This window comes from Streptomyces sp. NPDC044063 (genome assembly GCF_056434285.1).
This window is the reverse complement of the sequence record NZ_JBWKFM010000021.1, coordinates 47,776-65,592: the sequence shown is the minus strand read 5'-3', so window position 1 is coordinate 65,592 and position 17,817 is coordinate 47,776. Positions and strand designations below refer to the sequence as shown.

The window sequence follows — 17,817 nt, the reverse complement described above, 5'->3', positions numbered from 1 at the left end:
GGTGCCGGGCTACCGTCCGAGACCGGACGTCCACGGGGTGCCGGACCGGCTGCGGCCGGTGTGGGCCTCGGCGCGCGCCTGGGTGCGGTCCTCCCCCGGCACCCACATCTACCTGCTCATCATCGGCATCACCAGCCTCGTGATCGCGGCGGCCAGCGAGGGGCTGGAGGCGTTCCTCCTCCACCGCACCAGCAGCAACATCCACGAGCTCGCCAAGCACCCGCTCCAGTCGCTGCTGATCAGCGGCTTCTGGATGGCCGACCCGTCCTCGTTCCTGCTCTACGCCGTGCTCTTCGAGGTCTTCCACGCCCATGTCGAACGCTGGCTCGGCACCCTGCGCTGGCTGACCGTCGTCGCGGTCGCGCACATCGCCGCCACGCTCGTCAGTCAGGAGGTGCTGCTGCTGGCCATCGAGAGCCACTCGGCGCCGCGGTCGATGAAGCACGTCGTCGACATAGGGGTTTCGTACGGGCTCGCCGGGTCGGCCGGCGTCCTCACGTACCGCGTGCCCCGGCCGTGGCGGTGGGGCTATCTGGCGGGGATGGTGCTCTTCTTCGCCGTCCCGCTGACCACCGGCGGGACGTTCACCGACGTCGGCCACGCCATCGCGCTCGCCCTGGGGCTGGCGCTGTGGCCGCTGACGCGCGGCCGACCGGGCCGGCGGTGGGACCGCGCCCCCGACGCCGTCCCCGACGCCGTCCCCGGCACCGCCTCCGGCCGGGACGCCGGACTCAGCCGAAGAGGCGTTCGAGCACCATGGCGATGCCGTCGTCCTCGGGAGAAGCCGTGATCTCGTCGGCCACGGCCTTCAGCTCCGGGTGGGCGTCGGCCATGGCCACGCCGTACGCCGCCCAGCCGAACATCGGGACGTCGTTGGGCATGTCGCCGAACGCGATCGTGTCCGCCTTCTTCATGCCCAGCCGGCGGGCCGCCAGCGACAGGCCGGTGGCCTTGCTGAGCCCGAGCGGCAGCAGCTCCACGATGCCGGCGCCCGCCATCGTCACCCCCACCAGACCGCCCGCGACCGTCCGCGCGATCTCCACGAGGGAGTCGTCGTCCAGGTCGGGGTGCTGGAGGTAGAGCTTGTTCAGGGGAGCCGACCACAGCTCGTCCAGGTTGGTGATCGGGACAGCCGGCAGCGGCCCCTCCTGGACGCGGTAGCCGGGGCCGACCAGGACGTCGCCGTCCATGCCGTCCCGGCTGGCCGCCAGCCGCAGCGGACCGGTCTCCGCCTCGATCTTGGCCACGGCCAGCGCGGCGAGCCGCCGGTCCAGCGTCACCGACGTCAGCAGCCGGTGCTCGCCGGCGTGGTAGACCTGCGCGCCCTGCCCGCAGACCGCGAGGCCCCGGTAGTCCAGGGCGTCGAGGATGTGCCGGGTCCAGGCGACGGACCGCCCGGTCACCACGATGTGCGCGGCACCCGCCGCCGTGGCCCGCGCGAGCGCGGCGCGCGTGCGCTCCGGGACGGTCTCGTCGGAACGCAGCAGCGTCCCGTCGAGGTCCGTCGCGATCAGGCGGTACGGCAGCGGGTCCCGTGAAGCGGTCGAACCGTCGCTCACTTGGCGACGGGCTCCAGCAGCTCCCGGCCGCCCAGGTACGGGCGGAGGGCCTCGGGCACCCGCACGGAGCCGTCGGCCTGCTGGTGGTTCTCCAGCAGCGCCACGATCGTGCGCGGGACGGCGCAGAGCGTGCCGTTGAGGGTCGCCAGCGGGCGGACGTTCTTGCCGTCGCGCATGCGGACGGACAGGCGGCGGGCCTGGAACTCGTCGCAGTTGGACGTGGACGTCAGCTCGCGGTACTTGCCCTGGGTGGGGATCCAGGCCTCGCAGTCGAACTTGCGGGAGGCCGACGAGCCGAGGTCACCGGTGGCCGTGTCGATCACCTGGAAGGGCAGCTCCAGGCTGGTCAGCCACTGCTTCTCCCACTCCAGCAGACGCGCGTGCTCGGCCTCGGCCTCCTCCGGAGCGATGTACGAGAACATCTCGACCTTGTCGAACTGGTGGACGCGGAAGATGCCCCGGGTGTCCTTGCCGTACGTACCGGCCTCGCGGCGGAAGCACGGCGAGAAGCCGGCGTAGCGCAGCGGCAGCTGGTCCGCGTCGATGATCTCGTCCATGTGGTACGCGGCGAGCGGCACCTCGGACGTACCGACCAGGTAGAAGTCGTCCTTCTCCAGGTGGTAGACGTCCTGCGCGGCCTGGCCCAGGAAGCCCGTGCCCTCCATGGCGCGGGGCTTGACCAGCGCGGGGGTGAGCATCGGGGTGAAGCCGGCCTCGGTGGCCTGGGCGATCGCGGCGTTGACGAGGGCGAGCTCCAGCAGCGCGCCGATGCCCGTCAGGTAGTAGAACCGCGAGCCGGAGACCTTGGCGCCGCGCTCGACGTCGATGGCGCCGAGGATCTGGCCGAGCTCCAGGTGGTCCTTGGGCGTGAAGCCCTCCGCGGCGAAGTCGCGCGGGGCGCCGACGGTCTCCAGGACGACGAAGTCGTCCTCGCCGCCGCGCGGCACGTCCGGGTGGACCAGATTGCCGATGCGCAGCAGCAGGCTCTGCGCCTCGGCGGCGGCCTCGTCCTGTTCGGCGTCGGCGGCCTTCACGGCGGCGGAGAGCTCGCCGGCCCGCTTGAGCAGCTCGGCCTTCTCGTCGCCGGTGGCCTTGGGGATGAGCTTGCCGAGGGACTTCTGCTCGGCACGCAGTTCGTCGAAGCGGACGCTTGAGGACCTGCGCCGCTCGTCGGCGGAGAGCAGCGCGTCGACGATGTCGACGTCCTCTCCACGGGCACGCTGGGACGCGCGCACACGGTCGGGGTCCTCACGAAGCAGGCGAAGGTCAATCACCCCTCCAGGCTACCGGTGCGGGGTCCTGTCGATCGACGCGATATTCCCATTCGTTGCGATCTGTCCCGTTTTGGGTGTTCGGAAAAACGAGTCAACCGTTGGTAAGGCCGATCGCGAAAATTCCGGAAAACCGGAGGATCGGGGGTCTCGTGGGTCGGAATTCGCCCCCCGTGGGGTGGATGCCCGGATCATGACCTCCCTTGTGGAGGGCGGCAGTTGAGCGGCAGTTGATCACGGGCCGGGACCTCCGCCGCGGATGCTCGTTGTCCACAGGAGGGATGCGTTCCGGTTCTTTTTCCACAGGGTGTGCGCGCAATCTGTGGATGTCGGAATGCGAGATTCCGTTTGCTCTGTCATTCGTCAGAGTTTCTTGGGGCAAACCTCGCGTGCCCGCTCTTTCGGGTGGTTTCCGCTCCCCCTAAAGGGTTGTTCGAGCCTTTTCGATGGACCGGGCCGCGGTGGGTAACCGGAGAGGGCCTGTGGATGGTCGGATGGATTGCTAGAGAGATTTGTCGACCTTGACCGTTTCGCCCTGGCGTCCCCACCTCTTGATGTGTCGACTTATCCCCAGGTCGAGAGCTGCCTGTGGATAACCCTGTGGGAAACCTTGTGGACAAGCCGCGACGCCCGTCGGCCCGACCCCCGGCCCCGACCCCCGGCCCCGGGCCCGGTCGTCTCAGACCCGGTCGCCTCAGGCCCGGCCGTCCTGGCAGCGCGCCAGCCAGTCCGCCGCCGCCACGAAGTCGGCGTCCGACGTCCCCGGCCGAGGACCGCCCGCGACGGCCGTCCGGTCCTCCGGGGCGATCCCCGCGCGCGGGTACGAGCCCAGGAAGCGCACCTCCGCGCACGTCCGCTTGAGCCCCGTCAGCGCCTCGGCCACCCGCCGGTCCGTGATGTGCCCCTCGCAGTCGACGGAGAAGCAGTAGCGGCCCATGCCCTCGCCCGTCGGACGCGACTCGATCCGCATGAGGTTCACCCCGCGCACCGCGAACTCCTGGAGGTACTCCAGCAGCGCGCCCGGGTGGTCGTCCCGCTGCCACATCACCAGCGACGTCCGGTCGGCGCCGGTGCGCGCCGCCGGCCGGGCCGGCCGGCCGACCAGCACGAAGCGGGTCTCCGCGTTCTGCGCGTCGTGGATGTCCTTGACCAGCGGCTCCAGCCCGTACGTGGCCGCCGCGAACTCGCCCGCGAACGCCGCGTCGTAGCGGCCCTCGCGCACCAGCCGCGCCCCGTCCGCGTTGGACGCCGACGACTCCCACACCGCGTCCGGCAGGTTCGCCGCCAGCCAGTTGCGCACCTGGGGCTGGGCGACCGGGTGCCCGGTCACCGTCTTGATGTCCTCCAGGCGGGTGCCCGGCCGCACCAGCAGCGCGAAGGCGATGGGCAGCAGCACCTCGCGGTAGATCATCAGCGGCTCGCCGGTGGAGAGCTCGTCGAGGGTCGCGGTGACGCCGCCCTCGACGGAGTTCTCGATCGGTACGAGCGCCGCCGCGGCCTCGTCCGCGCGGACCGCGTCCAGCGCGGCGGGCACCGACACCATGGGCACGAGCTCGCGCGTGGCCGCCTCGGGCAGGGTGCGCAGGGCCGCCTCGGTGAAGGTGCCCTCCGGGCCGAGGTAGGTGTAGCGGGTTGCCGACCTCACGCGCTGTCCCTCCGTACCGGTGATCGTGGAGCAGTCACGATACCGGTGGGTGGCGTGCGGCCGGCCTCCCCCGAAAGGATCATCCTTCCAGCAGACGTTGCCCCACGTACTCGCCGCGCTCGCAGCCGCCCGGCACCGCGTACAGGCCGCTGGACTCGTGGCTGAGGAACCGCGAGAGCCCGTCGCCCCGGTCCAGCTTCCGCTGCACGGGGGTGAAGCCCTTGAGCGGGTCCGCCTGCCAGGCCACGAAGAGCAGGCCCGCGTCCGGGGCGCCGTCGTCGCGGAAGCCGTCGTGGAAGTTGAAGGCGCGGCGCAGCATGGCCGCGCCCCGGTTGGTCGCCGGGGACGCCACACGGATGTGGGCGTCGCCCGCGATGGCCAGCGCGCCGTCGGGGCCCATCTTGTTGAGGTCCGCGCGGGTGGTCTCCGTGCCGCCGGACAGCGGCGCGCCGTCGGACTTCCGCCGGCCGATGACCTTCTCCTGGCGGTCCAGCGACAGGTTGTCCCAGCTGTCGAGCAGCATCCGGATGCGCCGGACGACGGCGTAGGAGCCGCCCGCCATCCAGGAGTCGGCGCCGCCGTGGTCGTCCGGGACGAAGATCCGCTGGTTGAAGTTGGCGTCCGACTGCTTGGGGTTGTTCGTGCCGTCGATCTGGCCCATCAGGTTGCGGCCGGTCATCGGCTGCTCGGTGACGCCCGGCGTGCGGTTGAAGCCGCTCATCTGCCAGCGCACCCGGGCGGTGTCCGCCGCCAGCCGCTGGAGCAGCCGCAGCGCGTGGAAGGCGACCAGCGTGTCGTCGGAGCCGATCTGCACCCACAGATCGCCCTCGCTGCGCTTGGCGTCGAGGGCGTCGGAGGTGAAGGCGGGCAACGGCGCGAGGGCGTCGGGCCGCTTCTCCGTCAGGGCGACGCGGTCGAAGAAGGTCCGGCCGAAGCCGAAGGTGACCGTCAGGGACGACGGCCCCGCGTCCAGGGCCACCCCCAGGTCGTCGCCCTGGGGCGTGCCGCCCTCCATCATCTCCGCGGCCGCGTCCGACCAGCGGCGCATCAGGGCCGCCGCGGCCTTGCGGTCGGCGTTGGCCGCGAGGTCGAACGCGGCCAGGAGGCCGTGCGCCTGCGCGGGCTGGAGGATGCCGGACTGGTGGGGCCCGTGGAACGGCACGGTGGCCGACCCGACCGAGGTGAGCGGGTCGGGCCCCTCGCGCACGGCGGCGCCCCCGGCGGCGCCGGCCGCCCCGCCGACGACGAGCGCGGCGGCTCCGGCGGCCCCGGCGGTGCCCAGCAGCCGCCGGCGGGAGACGTGGTGGGTGCCGCCCGGCGGCTTCGCGGAGTCGCCGGGCGGGGTGTCGGACGTGGTGTCAGTCGTGTCAGCCATCAGGTGATCTTCACGTTCTCGATCTCGGTGACCTGGTCGATGTCCGAGGTCCGTACGGTCAGGGACAGCTGCCAGTCGTCGGCCAGCGGCAGCCGGAAGTCCTTCGCCTGCCAATGCCCGGTGGACTGACGCCTCAGATCCGCCCGCAGGGGACCGATCTGTTTTTCCGTCGCGGTCAAGGACAGTGTCAGCTCAGCTACGTCCGCAGGGCGGCCGGAGACGTCCGTCAGAGTGACGTCGACGGTGTTGGCGCCCGTCCGGGCGGGGTCGACGGTGACGCGCGCGGTGCCCCGTCCACCGGGTCCGCCCGTGTCGTAGGCGATGCGTACCTCGGCCGGTCCGGCGGCCGGCGCGGCCGGGGCGCCGGCCCGCCGCTGCTCCGCCTCGGCGCGGCCCGGCTGGGTGCCGGTGAGCAGGGTGGTGACGACGAGCACGGCCACGGCGACGGCGGCCTCCGCGAGGACGGTCCGCCGCAGGCCGCTGCGCTGCTCGTCGGCGTCGCGCAGACGCCGTCCGGTGGCCTTCGTCCGCGCGGCCTGCTGGCGGGCCAGCTGCGCGGCGCGCACGGGGTCGCCCGAACCGGCCCGGCCCACCGCGGACTTGGTGGCGGCGGCCTTGGCGGTGGCCTTTGCGGCGGGGGCCTTCGCGGTCCGCCGGGCGGTCGCCTGGCGCGCGGCGGTGTCGGTCAGCCGGGCGGTCCACCGGCGGGAGAGGAACGCGGCGCCCAGCATGACGGCCACCAGCGCCGTCTTGAGCAGCAGCCAGCGCCCGTACCCGGTGCCGGTCAGCGAGCTCCACGCGAAGCCCGCCTGCCGCCAGGTCTGGTAGATCCCGGTGACCACCAGCACGCACACCGACACGAACGCCATCCGGGAGAAGCGCTCCACCGCCGCCCGTGGGACCGTGTCACCGGACCACAGTGCGGCCAGCAGCGCCGCGAGCCCGCCCAGCCAGACGCCGGCGGCCAGCAGGTGCGCCACGTCGGCCGGCATGGCCAGCCACGGCTGGAGCCCGGCGGAGGCGTGCTCGGCCGTCGCCCAGGTCGCCGCCAGCCCGGCCGCCACGAGCGTGCCGCAGGCGGCCAGCCCGTAGGCCGCCGCGCGCGGCCGCCCGGCCGGGGGCTTCCCGTTCTCACGGGCATCCGGGTCCTCGCGGGCGTACGAGCCGAACAGCACCGCCAGGAACACCGCGGCCGCGCTCAGCAGCAGAAGCCGCGACAGCAGGGCCGCACCCGGCTTGGTGGCCAGCGCGTCGCCCAGCAGCGACAGGTCCAGCACGGCGCCCATGCCCTTGCCGGCGGTGTAGGCGCCCCGCAGCAGCAGGAGCGCCGTCGTCGACACGAACAGGGCGACCCAGCCGCCCACGGCGACCCGCTGCACGGTCCGCGACGTACGGCACGCCGCGGCGAACGCGCAGCCGCCGACGAGCAGGACGAGGCCCGCGTACGCCGCGAACCGGCCGGTGCCGTAGAGGGCGCCGACGGCGGGATCGGTGCCGGCGGCCGCCGACTCCACCGCCACCGTCGTCCTCGACGGCGCCCCGACCGAGAAGGTGAAGGCCCCGGCCACCGGGTGGCTGTCCGCCGAGACCGCCTGCCACGCCACGGTGTACGTGCCGTCGGCGATCCCCGCGCGCAGGGCGACGGACGCCGTCTCGGACCGGCCGTCGACGTGCTCTGGCGCGCCCTGGTCGACGCGTTCGCCGCGAGGGTCCAGGACCCGCACCGAGTCGGCGCCGAGCAGCACGCCCTCGGAGAAGGTGAGCCGGACGCGCTCGGGAGCGCGTGCCACCACCGCGCCGTTCGCCGGGTCGGTGGCGGTGAGCGCGGCGTGCGCCGACGCGGTGCCCGCGCCGGACGTCAGGGTGAACAGCAGGGTGGCCAGCAGGGTGCCGAGGAACGACACCGTGCGGCGCGCGGCGGTCGGGGTCCTCATCGCGACATCGGTCCTCAGCCCTCGGGACGGAAGGTCGTGCTCTCGACGGGCACCCGCACCGTGATCGGCGCGGAGGTGGCGAAGTGCAGCGTGAACTCGACCTTCTCGCCCTTCTTCGGCTTGTGGTCGAGCTTGCCGAGCATCAGGTGGGTGCCGCCGCGGGTGAGCGACAGCTTCCCGTTCGCGGGCACCTCCAGCTTCTCCGTGTGCTTCATCGCCGAGCCCTCGGTGGTGTGGAGGGTGACGTCGCGCGAGAGCGGGCTGGTGACCTTGGTGAGCTGGTCGGCCTTGCCGCCGTCGTTGGTGACGGTGAAGTAGGCGGCGGCCATGTCGGCCATCGCCGGCTCCGGCAGGTAGGCCCCGCCGACCGACAGCTCGGGCGCGCCGGAGGACAGGGCGTTCTTCTCCGACTGGCAACCGGTGACCAGGAGCAGGCCCCCGGCGACCAGCAGCGGCAGGACGGCGGCGGTGGCGGCGGTGGTCCGGTTCATCGTGCGCATCACGGGTTCTCCCCCTTGACGATCTTCGGGAGATCCTTGGAGTACTGCTCGGACGTGGTGGAGGCGGTGTAGATCCAGTGGCCGCCGTCGTCCTTCGGCGAGAAGCCGACGACCTCGGCGCCGTGGCTGACGGTGACGGAGCCGTCCTTCTCCTTCTTGGGCGGCTCGACGAGGATGCCCAGCGGCTTGGCCGCCGCCTGGATGGTGGCGAAGTCGCCGGTCAGACCGACGATGTCCTGACCGCCCTGGGCGTCGAGCCACTCGCGCATCCGCTTGGGGGTGTCGCGCTCGGGGTCGGTGGTGACGAAGACGACCCGGAGCTTCTCCCGGTCCTCCTTCGACAGCTTCTTCTCGGCGGCGGCGATGTCCGAGACGACCGTCGAGCAGACGTCCGGGCAGTAGGTGTAGCCGAAGTAGAGCAGGACCGGACGGCCCTTGGTCTCCTTGACCAGCTCGTACTTCTTCTCGTCGGTGTCGGTGAGGACCAGGTCGGGCTTGGCCTTGGGCGAGTCGAGGACGATCGCCCCCGCCTTCGTCGGTTCGGCGGAGACGTCGGCGGCGGGCTTGTCGCCGTCCGCGCCGGAGCCGCCGCAGGCGGTCAGGGTGAGCGCGGCCGCCATGGCGATGGCCGCGCCCGCGAACTTGGTGCGCATGGAGTGCTTCTCCGAAAGGTGGGTCGGTGCTGCCGGGCCCCGCGGGCACGCGGACGCGTGTGCCGCCGGACCGGGCCTCTGCCGTACGGGGGAGCGGGCGGGCGTCAGGCGGACGCGCGGCGGCGGCCGGCGATCACGCCGAACGCCAGACCGGCGACGCCCACGACGATGCCCACGACGCCCAGGACGCGGGCGGTGGTGTCGGAGCCGCCGTCCGAGTCGTCGGCCTTCCCGGTGGTGGCGGCGGCCGCCTCGGTCTTGGTGCCCTTGGCGTCCTTCGCGTCGCCCGGCTTCGCCGCCTTGTCGACGAGCTTGAGGACCGGGGCCGGGTGCTCGGCCTCGTGGCCGCCGGGCGTGGAGGCGTCGATCCAGCGGACCACGTCGTCGTCGGAGTAGGTCTGCAGGGCCTTGAAGACGAGCTGGTCGGTGTCGGTGGGCAGCTGGCCCACGGACAGCGGGAACTGCTGGAACTGACCCGGCTCGATCTTGCCGCCGGTCCAGGTGACCTTGCTGACGGCCTCGTCGATCGACTTGCCGTGCATCTGCACCGGCTTGTCGAGCTTGGTCTTCTCGACCTTCACGTCCCAGCCGGGGACGGCCTGCGGCATCACCGAGACGAGCGGGTGCTTGGGGTCGAGGCTGAGCTCGAGCTTCACCGTCGAGGCGTCGTCCTTCTCGTTGGGCACCTTGATGTTGATGGTGCTGTAGCCGCCCTTCTCGGCGGTGCCGGGCTGCACGCTCACGTGCGCGGAGGCGGTGCCGGCGAGCAGCAGCACACCACCGGCGGCGAGGGCGGCGACGAGGGACGTACGGGCGGCGCGGAGACGCGATGCGTTCATGGGACGACACTCCACTGGCAGGAGGGGGATGAGGGGGGATGGCGCGCGTGCGGCGGCGCCGCGACCACCCCGCACGCCCCCGTGGGCCGTGTGGTGCGTCGCGTCGTCAGGCCGCGAGGACGCAGCGCGGCGGACCCCGCCGGATCACGCAGTGCGTCAGAGCGGGCGCCCGTACGGGGCGCTCGTCGTCCGCGCCCGTACGGCCGCGGACCGCGGAGAGGGGCTCGGGCGCCCCGGAAGCCAGCAACAGCAGGGCGGCACCCAGCGCCCGCAGGAACGCGCTCTCGACGACAGCGACGACATCAAGGGCGGTACGCGCCGACAGCCGGACCAGTCGCCACAGCGCGGCCTCGCCGCGGCGCAGCAGCCAGCCGAGGGCGAGCGCGGCGAGCAGGTGGCCGAGCACCATCGGCAGCGACGGCAGCAGGGAGTGCGGGAGCGCGGCGGGAGCGCCGTCGCCCACGGGGGCCCCGGCACCCATCGGGTGGACCGACGGGTCGAGCCCGGCGTCGGTGATGACCCGGCGCGCCTCGGCGCCGGACATCGGACGCTGGTCGCAGAGCAGCTGCCCGGCGAAGTGGACCAGGTGGCCCTCGGAGGGGCCGCCGGCGCCGGCCGGCGGGGCCGCGACGCGCTGCCCGAGCCCGAAGAGGGCGTGCAGCGCGAGCTGACCCACGGCCAGGAAGGCCGCGATCCCCGGAAGCGAGCGCTCCCGCCCGGCCAGCGGCACGGCGACCGCGAGGACGAGGAGGAAGGCCGCGCCCAGCGTCCACACCGGAACGCTCGCGCAGGACGCCAGCACATGCCCGCCCGCGGACAGCAGAACGCAGACCGCGGTGAACACCGCGGCCCGGAGCAGTCGCAGATCGGCGCCGGCGCGCGCGACGGGGTGAGGCATGGCTGCGCCATCATCCCACCGCGCCCGTGCCTTCCCTACGGCAGGGGCTTGATCACCAGGGCCCCGCGCGGGCCGGTCCGTCACCCCTTCCCCCATACACGCCCTCACCCACACGGCGCGTCGGCCGAATGAGCGGTCTCACAGGCCCGGCAGGCTTACCGTGTGCTCCGCCCGGCTATACGTATCGGTATGTCGAGCCGCAGCCAGGAGGCTGAGCATGAGCATTTGGTGGTCACTCCACTTGCGGCGCGAGGCCGCGAGCGTTCCGCTCGCCCGGCGGCTGCTGATCGGTGCCATGGAGACGGCCGGGGTGGACCCCGAGACGTCCTACGACCTGGCGGTCGCGCTCAGCGAGGCGTGCGCCAACGCCGTGGAGCACGGTGGTGACTCCTCCACCGGCTATCGCGTCACCGCTCTCATCGACGGGGACACCTGCCGGATCGAGGTCACGGATTCCGGACCAGGGTTCGCCGATCGGGCCCGGCGGATCCCCCGCCGCCCCGGTCGCACCCCGCGCGAGAGGACCCCGGCCCCGGTCCACGAGGAACACGGCCGGGGTCTCTTCCTGATCGCCTCCCTCACCGATCACGTCCGCGTCCGGAACCGGCCGGGCAGAGCGGGTGCCGTGGTGAGCTTCGACAAGATCCTCAAGTGGCGCGACGGCTCCCCGCCGGCGGCGGCGCTGCTCAAGGCGTCGTGAGGGCTTCGCCCGAGGCGTCGTGACGGTTTCGAGGAGCGAGGCGTCGTGACGACGACGGCCGCCGCCCGCGTGGCGCGGGCGGCGGCCGGTGGTCCCGGTGTGGCGGTCAGCCCCGCAGGCCGGCCATCCAGGCCTCGACGTCGGCGGACGTGCGGGGGAGGGCGGCGGAGAGGTTCCGGTTGCCGTCCTCGGTGACGAGGATGTCGTCCTCGATGCGCACGCCGATGCCCCGGTACTCCTCGGGCACGGTGGTGTCGTCGGCCTGGAAGTACAGGCCGGGCTCCACGGTCAGCACCATTCCGGGCTCCAGGACGCCGTCCACGTAGGTCTCGGTGCGGGCGACCGCGCAGTCGTGGACGTCCAGGCCGAGCATGTGGCCGGTGCCGTGGAGGGTCCAGCGGCGCTGGAGGCCCAGCTCCAGGACGCGCTCGACCGGGCCCTCGACGAGGCCCCACTCGACCAGCCTCTCGGCCAGCACGCGCTGCGCGGCGTCGTGGAAGTCGCGGTACTTCGCGCCGGGCCGCACCGCCGCGATGCCGGCCTCCTGGGCCTCGTACACCGCGTCGTAGATCTTCCGCTGCACCTCGGTGTAGGTGCCGTCGATCGGCAGGGTGCGGGTGACGTCGGCGGTGTAGAGGGTGTGGGTCTCCACGCCCGCGTCCAGCAGGAGCAGGTCGCCGGCGCGGACCGGACCGTCGTTGCGCACCCAGTGGAGGGTGGTGGCGTGCGGGCCGGCGGCGCAGATGGAGCCGTAGCCGATGTCGTTGCCCTCGACGCGGGCCCGCAGGAAGAACGTTCCTTCGATATACCGCTCGCTCGTCGCCCGCGCCTTGTCGAGGACCTTCACCACGTCCTCGAAGCCGCGCACGGTGGAGTCGACGGCCTTCTGCAGCTCGCCGACCTCGAAGGCGTCCTTCACCAGGCGCTGCTCGCTGATGAAGACGCGCAGCTCCTCGTCGCGCTCGGCGGTGACCTTGTCGGTCAGCGCCTTCTCGACGCCGGCGTCGTGGCCGCGCACGACGCGCACCGGGCCGGTGGCCTCGGCGAGGGCGCCGGTGAGCTCGCGGACGTCCCGGGCGGGCAGGCCCAGCAGTCGCTCGGCCTCGGTCAGGCTGTGCCGGCGGCCGACCCACAGCTCGCCCTGGCCGTCGAGCCAGAACTCGCCGTTCTCACGGTCGGAGCGGGGCAGCAGGTGGATCGTCGCCTCGTGGCCGCCCTGTCCGTCCGCGCCGGTCGTGGGCTCCAGGACCAGGACGCCGTCCTGCGTCTGGTCGCCGGTGAGGTAGACGTACTCGGTCGAGGCGCGGAACGCGTACTCGGTGTCGTTCGAGCGGGTCTTCAGATTGCCCGCGGGGATCACCAGGCGCTCGCCGGGGAAGCGGGCGGAGAGCTCGGCACGCCGCCGGGCGGTCTCGGCGGCCTGGGGTATCGGCCGCAGGTCGCGGAGCTCGGTGTCGGCCCAGCCGGACTTCATGTTCGCGGCGAGCTCGTCGGAGACGGCGGGGTAGAGGCCGTTCTTCCGCTGCTTGATGGGCTCGTCACCTTCGGGGTTCTCGGGCGCGGGCTGCTCGGTCACTGGCTTTCCTCCTCGAACGGGGCCGCTTTCCATCGTATGTGCGGAGGAATGCGCCCGAGAAGGCTGTGACCGATGGCATTGGACGGCCGGGTGCGGCCGGGGCGGCGCCGAGGCGGCCCGCAAGGGTTTTCAGTCGAAGGTCGCCACCAGCAGCACCACGTCCTCGTCGGGCTCCCCGGGACCGTCGGGCAGGACCGTGCGCAGCACGTGGTCCGCGATCGCCTCCGGGTCGCGGCGGGCGGACCGGGGTACGGAGGCCGCCGCCGAGTGCAGCCGGGCGAAGGAGCGGTCCATGGCGTCGCCGGGGCGGTTGAGCAGCCCGTCGCTGTAGAAGAGGAGCGTTTCTCCGGGTGCGGTCTCGATCTCCACGCTGGGCGCCTCCCAGCAGGCGAGCATCCCCAGCGGCGCCGACAGGGAGGTCTCGACGTACTCGGCCCGGTCCGGGCCGATGATGAGCGGCGAGCAGTGCCCGGCGCCCGCGACGACCACCTTGCGGTGGGCCGGCTCGCAGTAGGCGAACAGCGCGGTCGCGGTGCGGGCCGGTTCGGTCAGCCGGAGCAGCAGCTCCAGGTCGGAGAGGACGGCGACCGGGTCCTCGCCCTCCATGACGGCGTACGCGCGCAGGGCGGCCCGCAGCCGTGCCGTCGCGGCCGCCGCGGCCGGGCCGGACTCGTCGATGCCGCCGAGCGCCAGGCCCAGCGTGCCCTCGGGCAGCGCCAGCGCGTCGTACCAGTCGCCGCCGCCGCGCGACCCGGTGCGGTGGCGGACGGCCAGCCGGATGCCGGGCACCCGGGGCAGCCGGCCGGGCAGCAGCTCCTCGCGCAGCTCGCCCAGGGTCCGGCGGGCACGGGTCAGCTCCAGGAGCCGGGCGAGGTGCTCGGTGGCGTGGCCGCAGTAGAGGTCGGCCAGGTGGCGCTGGCGCTCGGTGGGTTCGGCGGGCTCGTCGTAGAGCCAGACGGCCGCGCCGATGCGGCCGGCGCCGGGGGCCTCGCCGTCGCCGGGCGACGATTCCAGGGGGAGCGCGTAGCTGGCGGTGTAGCCGAGGCGGGCGGCGACCTCGCGGTGGCGGGGGTCGAGGTCGTCCTCGCCGGGGATGTCGGGGTGGGCCCGGCCGGAGCGGTCCCCCAGGGGCGGCAGGTCGTCGAGGAGGCGGACGTACGGGCCGGGGGCGGTGGCGGGGTCGTGCGGGATGGTCTCGATGTGCCCGATGTCGGCGTGGCCCAGGCCCAGGCCGACGGTCAGCGGGCGGCCGTCGTGGTGGTCGGGGTGGAGGGTGACCAGGCCGCGTCCGGCACCCACCAGCGAGGCGCCGGCGCGCAGGAGTTCGCGCAGCGCGGCGTCCAGGTCCGAGGTCCGGGTGAGGCGCTCGGTCAGCTCCTGGAGCGTGGTGAGGTCGGAGACCCAGCCCGCGAGACGGTCGTGCACCGGGGGCGCGGGGGCGGGGGAGACGCAGGAGCCGGGACCGGTGCCGGGGGCGGAGGGGGGAGGGGGGACTGCGGGGGCGGAAGTGTGGGCGGGCGCGGGCACCGGCGGGTCGATTCCGGCCACTTTCGGCGCATGGGGCGTGGTCATGGCCGCCCGCTCCGGACGGGCCGTGCGCGACCCTCGCGGGAACCGTGCGGACGACGGGGCCGGGGCAGCCCGCCGAGCCCGCCGGACCGGTGATGTGGCCTGGGCTTTCGGCGCAATAGCATCGCAAACCCCCTGTCGTGTTGCGTGCTATCAGTGCTCCACATGTACACGCCCGGGCAAGGGGATGTCCAGCATCGGACCCTTGGGATTGGTGGTGTCTGGTGAGGTTTCCGTATGCGTTGGGGACGCACCGAACTTTGGCCGGAAAAAAGTGCCCTGGCCCTCGATTGCGGTCGACTGGGCTCGTTCCAACAGCGCGTCACATCCGGCTCGGTGGGTACATACTCAGAAAGATCGGAAAGGCTCGGCGGAACGCAGCGGCAGTTGGGGCCGCCCCGCAACCCGGCGGCGGACCCGAGCGTCTTATCGGTCGACGGCCACGCCCATCCCCGAGCGACGTGGGGCAACCCGTGTCGCGGGCGACGGGCGCACCGGTTCAGCACGAAGCGCCATCCGCGCGCCACCCCCCGCCAGGTTTCACGCCCGGCCCGCGGCGTGATGCGCTGCGTTGTACGCAGCGATGCGTGATCCACGTGGTGTGCCGGCCCGAGGGGCCACGGCGCGTTGAGTACCGCGCCCAGCAGTGCCCGTAGTGCCATGTAGCCCTCGTGCCTCCAGGGGCTACGCGTTCCATGCAGTGCAGGCGGTTCCTGCGGTCACGCAGTCCCTGCGGTGCCCGCAGTTCATGTCAGCGTGTTCAGTTCAGTACGTGCGACACGGCCCTTGCCGACGGCAAGGACCCACCTTCGGCGTTCACGGAAAGGAACGAGCGCACATGCGCGAGATCCTCGGAAGGCGACGCAGGCTCTCCCTCCGGCGGGCCGGGCGGTCCGCGGTCCTCACCGCGGCCCTCACCTACGCCACGGAGTGGCAGTGGCCCGTGCTCCCGGGCGTGGGCCTGCGGCCCGGCAGCGGCCGCGTACGCGAGTGCGGCTGCCCCGACCCGGAGTGCGCGGTCCCCGGAGCCCACCCCTTCGACCCCGGCCTGCTGGCCGCCACCACCGACGCCCGGATGGTCCGCTGGTGGTGGACCAACCGGCCCGAGGCCCCCGTGGTGCTCGCCACCGGTGGCCGGGCACCCTGCGCGGTGAGCCTGCCGGCCGTCGCCGCCGCCCGCGCCCTGGCGGCCTTCGACCGGGCCGGCGTACGGCTCGGCCCGGTCGTGGCGACCCCCACCCGCTGGTCGCTGCTGGTCGCCCCCTACTCCCTGGAGGTCCTCGGCGAACTGCTGCACCGCCAGGACTGGGTGCCCGGCTCGCTGCGCTTCCACGGCGAGGGCGGCTACGCGGTCCTGCCGCCGTCCCCCACGGGCGCCGGGCGGGTCCGCTGGGAGCGCGCCCCGCGTCCGGCCGGTGCGGTGGCCGGCCGGGGCGCCGGGCGTCGAGTCGACGGCCTGGCGCGGCCGTGGCTGCCCGACGTGGCGACCGTCGTCGACGTGCTGGTGGAGCAGAGCGCCAACTCGGGTACCCCGGGCGGCGACGGCAGCAGGCTGGCGTACTGACCCGCCCGACCCGCCGCCGCGGCGGACGGAGCGGCCGGCACCGGGACGCGGCGCCGGGGGCGCGTACGGACGGGAGACGTCCGCGCTCTCACTCGTACGGGTGCAAGCCGCTCCGAGAACCGCAGGAAACGGGCGTGCGCGGGCGTCGGTGGAGCCGTCGTGCCCGTATGTTCGGCGTACGGCCGTTATCGGGCGCCCTCTGCGGACCGCCGGCGGCCCGGCGGCGGCATGCGCGCGTCCCGGTATTTCCGTGACCGCGCGAACCCGCCCCCTGATCGATTTTCCGTTCCGTCGCGCGAGCGCACCACGGCCCCCTCACGGCCGCGTGCGCGCTTCCGCGGCGCATCGCAGGTGAAGTGCAGGTGGGTCCCATGGTCGTTGCGTCCAGTGCCTCCGCGGCGTCCGGTACGGTCCGGCGGCGGCGCGCGGTGAACTTCCGCGTGGTCGCGCTCGCGACAACGGTGGTCCTGGCCGTCGTGCTGCCGCTGGCGGTCGCCTCGGCCGGTCCGGCCGGGCGCGGGCGCGCGGAACCGGGCACCAGCCCGGCGGGCGACGACGGCCACGAGCGCGGCGGCCCCCGGGCCGCCGGTGCCGCCCGGCCCGGCCCGTACGGCGGCGGCCCCGCCGGCATCGCGCCCGCCGGCGGCCACGGCCCCCGCGGCGGGCGCGCCGAGGACCCCGACACCGGGGACTACCTGGGCAGCCGCCTCGGCGACGACGGCCTGCTCGGCGCCGGCCCGGGCGACCGCGGCACCGCCCGCTGCGGCCCCGAACTCACCGCGCCGGAAGGCGTGGAGGCCCAGACCTGCGTCCTTGAACAGGCGGACGACACCTGGGCCAGGACCTACTACCGCAACGTCACCGGCGCCCCGCTGACCGGCGTCCTGACCCTGATGAGTCCCGGCGGGCAGACGGTGCAGGTGAATTGCCCGATGGCCGCAACCGACGATCCGGACATGTGCGAGACACCCCGTCGGCCGACGGTGCGCGGACATGGCTCGTATGCAGCGGTCGCGGAGATCGCCTCGGCCGAAGGGAAGCTCTTGCTCCGCTCCGGCAGCAACTCCCCCGAGCCCGAGGACGGTTAGCGGAACGCCCACCGCGCACCCCGCCGCGCCCCCGCCACGCACCCCGCCGCGCCCTCCGTGGCACCTTCCGCCGGTCACCCGTCCGGCGGCCCGGGCACGGCCGGTCGTACGCGCCCGGTGAGCCGTCCGTGTGCCCTCCGCGCGCCCCGCCGGCCCGGTGGGGCGGCCGGCGCGCACGGCGGGCGCACCTGGGCGTACGGGCCCCTGGACGGGAGTCGGAAAGGCCGCGCGAGGTGGCCTGGACGGCGTCGTGGCCGGGGAGTTGCGGGTGGGGCCTGCCCGGGATGGGCCCCGGCGTGTACTCGCCGCCTGCTGGTGTGTGCTCGTGGTCCGGGCCGATGCGGGGGACCATGGGGGCGGCGGCGCTGGACGACGGTCCGGGCGTCCGGAGTACGTCCGGATCACGTTCGGAGTTCGATCTGCTGTTCGTCGCGGCGGCCGGAGGGCCGGTGGGGCCGCTCGCCGCGGGTCCGGCGCGGCTCCCTGGACGGGGCCGGTCCTGGTCCGGACATGGAAACGCCCGGTCGCTGGCGACGGGGGATGCACCAGCGACCGGGCTTCTAAAACCGTAACAAGAGATCGGCGGTTCGCAAATTCGATCGTGGATTTCCGGACGCCGATTTCCGGTCCGGCAGCGGGAGTTGTG

At 73.6% G+C, this 17,817-nt stretch carries 15 protein-coding genes; 4 read left to right on the top strand and 11 right to left on the bottom strand.

The genetic code is table 11. The features are described from left to right. The first annotated feature begins 49 nt into the window (after nt 1-49). Complete coding sequence (locus tag AC07BS_RS24125; protein ID WP_478645938.1) at nt 50-790, top strand: rhomboid-like protein; 741 nt, start codon at nt 50-52, stop codon at nt 788-790. Here AC07BS_RS24125 and AC07BS_RS24120 read toward each other — a convergent pair. The 9 genes from AC07BS_RS24120 to AC07BS_RS24080 form a co-directional block, all read right to left on the bottom strand. Further along, on the bottom strand, nt 732-1,559 hold the full coding sequence (locus AC07BS_RS24120) for an HAD family hydrolase (protein WP_478645314.1): 828 nt from the start codon (nt 1,557-1,559) through the stop codon (nt 732-734). The genes AC07BS_RS24125 and AC07BS_RS24120 overlap by 59 nt on opposite strands. Next, nucleotides 1,556-2,833: a serine--tRNA ligase gene (serS, locus tag AC07BS_RS24115; RefSeq protein ID WP_478645315.1), complete on the bottom strand. Its 1,278-nt coding sequence runs from the start codon at nt 2,831-2,833 to the stop codon at nt 1,556-1,558. The genes AC07BS_RS24120 and serS overlap by 4 nt, the downstream gene beginning before the upstream one ends. A 691-nt stretch (nt 2,834-3,524) precedes the next feature. Continuing rightward, nucleotides 3,525-4,475, bottom strand: a complete 951-nt coding sequence (gene pheA / locus AC07BS_RS24110; protein WP_478934409.1) for a prephenate dehydratase — start codon at nt 4,473-4,475, stop codon at nt 3,525-3,527. Between the two features lie 79 nt (nt 4,476-4,554). Beyond that, nucleotides 4,555-5,850 (bottom strand): iron uptake transporter deferrochelatase/peroxidase subunit, encoded by a 1,296-nt coding sequence (gene efeB / locus AC07BS_RS24105; protein ID WP_478645319.1) that lies wholly within the window; start codon nt 5,848-5,850, stop codon nt 4,555-4,557. After that, nucleotides 5,850-7,784, bottom strand: a complete 1,935-nt coding sequence (locus AC07BS_RS24100) for a copper resistance CopC/CopD family protein (protein WP_478934407.1) — start codon at nt 7,782-7,784, stop codon at nt 5,850-5,852. Before AC07BS_RS24100 ends, efeB begins: the two co-directional genes overlap by 1 nt. 14 nt (nt 7,785-7,798) lie before the next feature. Continuing rightward, nucleotides 7,799-8,284 carry a copper chaperone PCu(A)C gene (locus AC07BS_RS24095; protein WP_478645324.1) on the bottom strand — a complete coding sequence of 162 codons (486 nt, stop codon included), beginning with the start codon at nt 8,282-8,284 and terminating at the stop codon, nt 7,799-7,801. After that, nucleotides 8,284-8,937, bottom strand: a complete 654-nt coding sequence (locus tag AC07BS_RS24090; protein WP_478645327.1) for an SCO family protein — start codon at nt 8,935-8,937, stop codon at nt 8,284-8,286. Before AC07BS_RS24090 ends, AC07BS_RS24095 begins: the two co-directional genes overlap by 1 nt. 104 nt (nt 8,938-9,041) lie before the next feature. Further along, a complete protein-coding gene (locus AC07BS_RS24085; RefSeq protein ID WP_478934404.1) occupies nt 9,042-9,776 on the bottom strand; it encodes a YcnI family copper-binding membrane protein in 735 nt (244 codons plus the stop codon). A gap of 106 nt (nt 9,777-9,882) precedes the next feature. Then, on the bottom strand, nt 9,883-10,674 hold the full coding sequence (locus tag AC07BS_RS24080) for a hypothetical protein (protein ID WP_478645330.1): 792 nt from the start codon (nt 10,672-10,674) through the stop codon (nt 9,883-9,885). A 217-nt stretch (nt 10,675-10,891) separates the two neighbouring features. Between AC07BS_RS24080 and AC07BS_RS24075 the strand changes: the two genes are divergently transcribed. After that, on the top strand, nt 10,892-11,374 hold the full coding sequence (locus AC07BS_RS24075) for an ATP-binding protein (protein WP_478645332.1): 483 nt from the start codon (nt 10,892-10,894) through the stop codon (nt 11,372-11,374). Between the two features lie 106 nt (nt 11,375-11,480). On the opposite strand, the gene AC07BS_RS24070 is transcribed toward AC07BS_RS24075, so the two are convergent. Both AC07BS_RS24070 and AC07BS_RS24065 read right to left on the bottom strand, forming a co-directional pair. After that, a complete protein-coding gene (locus AC07BS_RS24070; protein ID WP_478645334.1) occupies nt 11,481-12,950 on the bottom strand; it encodes an aminopeptidase P family protein in 1,470 nt (489 codons plus the stop codon). 129 nt (nt 12,951-13,079) lie between these two features. Beyond that, nucleotides 13,080-14,522: a PP2C family protein-serine/threonine phosphatase gene (locus AC07BS_RS24065; protein WP_478934401.1), complete on the bottom strand. Its 1,443-nt coding sequence runs from the start codon at nt 14,520-14,522 to the stop codon at nt 13,080-13,082. Between the two features lie 835 nt (nt 14,523-15,357). Here AC07BS_RS24065 and AC07BS_RS24060 point away from each other — a divergent pair. Together AC07BS_RS24060 and AC07BS_RS24055 are read left to right on the top strand one after the other, a co-directional pair. Beyond that, nucleotides 15,358-16,083, top strand: coding sequence for a bifunctional DNA primase/polymerase (locus tag AC07BS_RS24060; RefSeq protein ID WP_478645339.1), 726 nt, complete (start codon nt 15,358-15,360; stop codon nt 16,081-16,083). Nucleotides 16,084-16,454: 371 nt separating this feature from the next. Next, the gene (locus AC07BS_RS24055) at nt 16,455-17,171 is read left to right on the top strand and encodes a hypothetical protein (protein WP_478934400.1); all 717 of its coding nucleotides are present in this window, start codon (nt 16,455-16,457) and stop codon (nt 17,169-17,171) included. Nucleotides 17,172-17,817 lie beyond the last annotated feature (646 nt).

Bases quoted from the DNA above. Each gene is read 5' to 3' on its own strand.
- efeB (WP_478645319.1), bottom strand. From the start codon at position 5,850: ATGGCTGACACGACTGACACCACGTCCGACACCCCGCCCGGCGACTCC.
- AC07BS_RS24100 (WP_478934407.1), bottom strand. From the start codon at position 7,784: ATGAGGACCCCGACCGCCGCGCGCCGCACGGTGTCGTTCCTCGGCACC.
- AC07BS_RS24095 (WP_478645324.1), bottom strand. From the start codon at position 8,284: ATGCGCACGATGAACCGGACCACCGCCGCCACCGCCGCCGTCCTGCCG.
- AC07BS_RS24090 (WP_478645327.1), bottom strand. From the start codon at position 8,937: ATGCGCACCAAGTTCGCGGGCGCGGCCATCGCCATGGCGGCCGCGCTC.
- AC07BS_RS24085 (WP_478934404.1), bottom strand. From the start codon at position 9,776: ATGAACGCATCGCGTCTCCGCGCCGCCCGTACGTCCCTCGTCGCCGCC.
- AC07BS_RS24080 (WP_478645330.1), bottom strand. From the start codon at position 10,674: ATGCCTCACCCCGTCGCGCGCGCCGGCGCCGATCTGCGACTGCTCCGG.
- AC07BS_RS24075 (WP_478645332.1), top strand. From the start codon at position 10,892: ATGAGCATTTGGTGGTCACTCCACTTGCGGCGCGAGGCCGCGAGCGTT.
- AC07BS_RS24065 (WP_478934401.1), bottom strand. From the start codon at position 14,522: ATGACCACGCCCCATGCGCCGAAAGTGGCCGGAATCGACCCGCCGGTG.
- AC07BS_RS24060 (WP_478645339.1), top strand. From the start codon at position 15,358: ATGCGCGAGATCCTCGGAAGGCGACGCAGGCTCTCCCTCCGGCGGGCC.
- AC07BS_RS24055 (WP_478934400.1), top strand. From the start codon at position 16,455: ATGGTCGTTGCGTCCAGTGCCTCCGCGGCGTCCGGTACGGTCCGGCGG.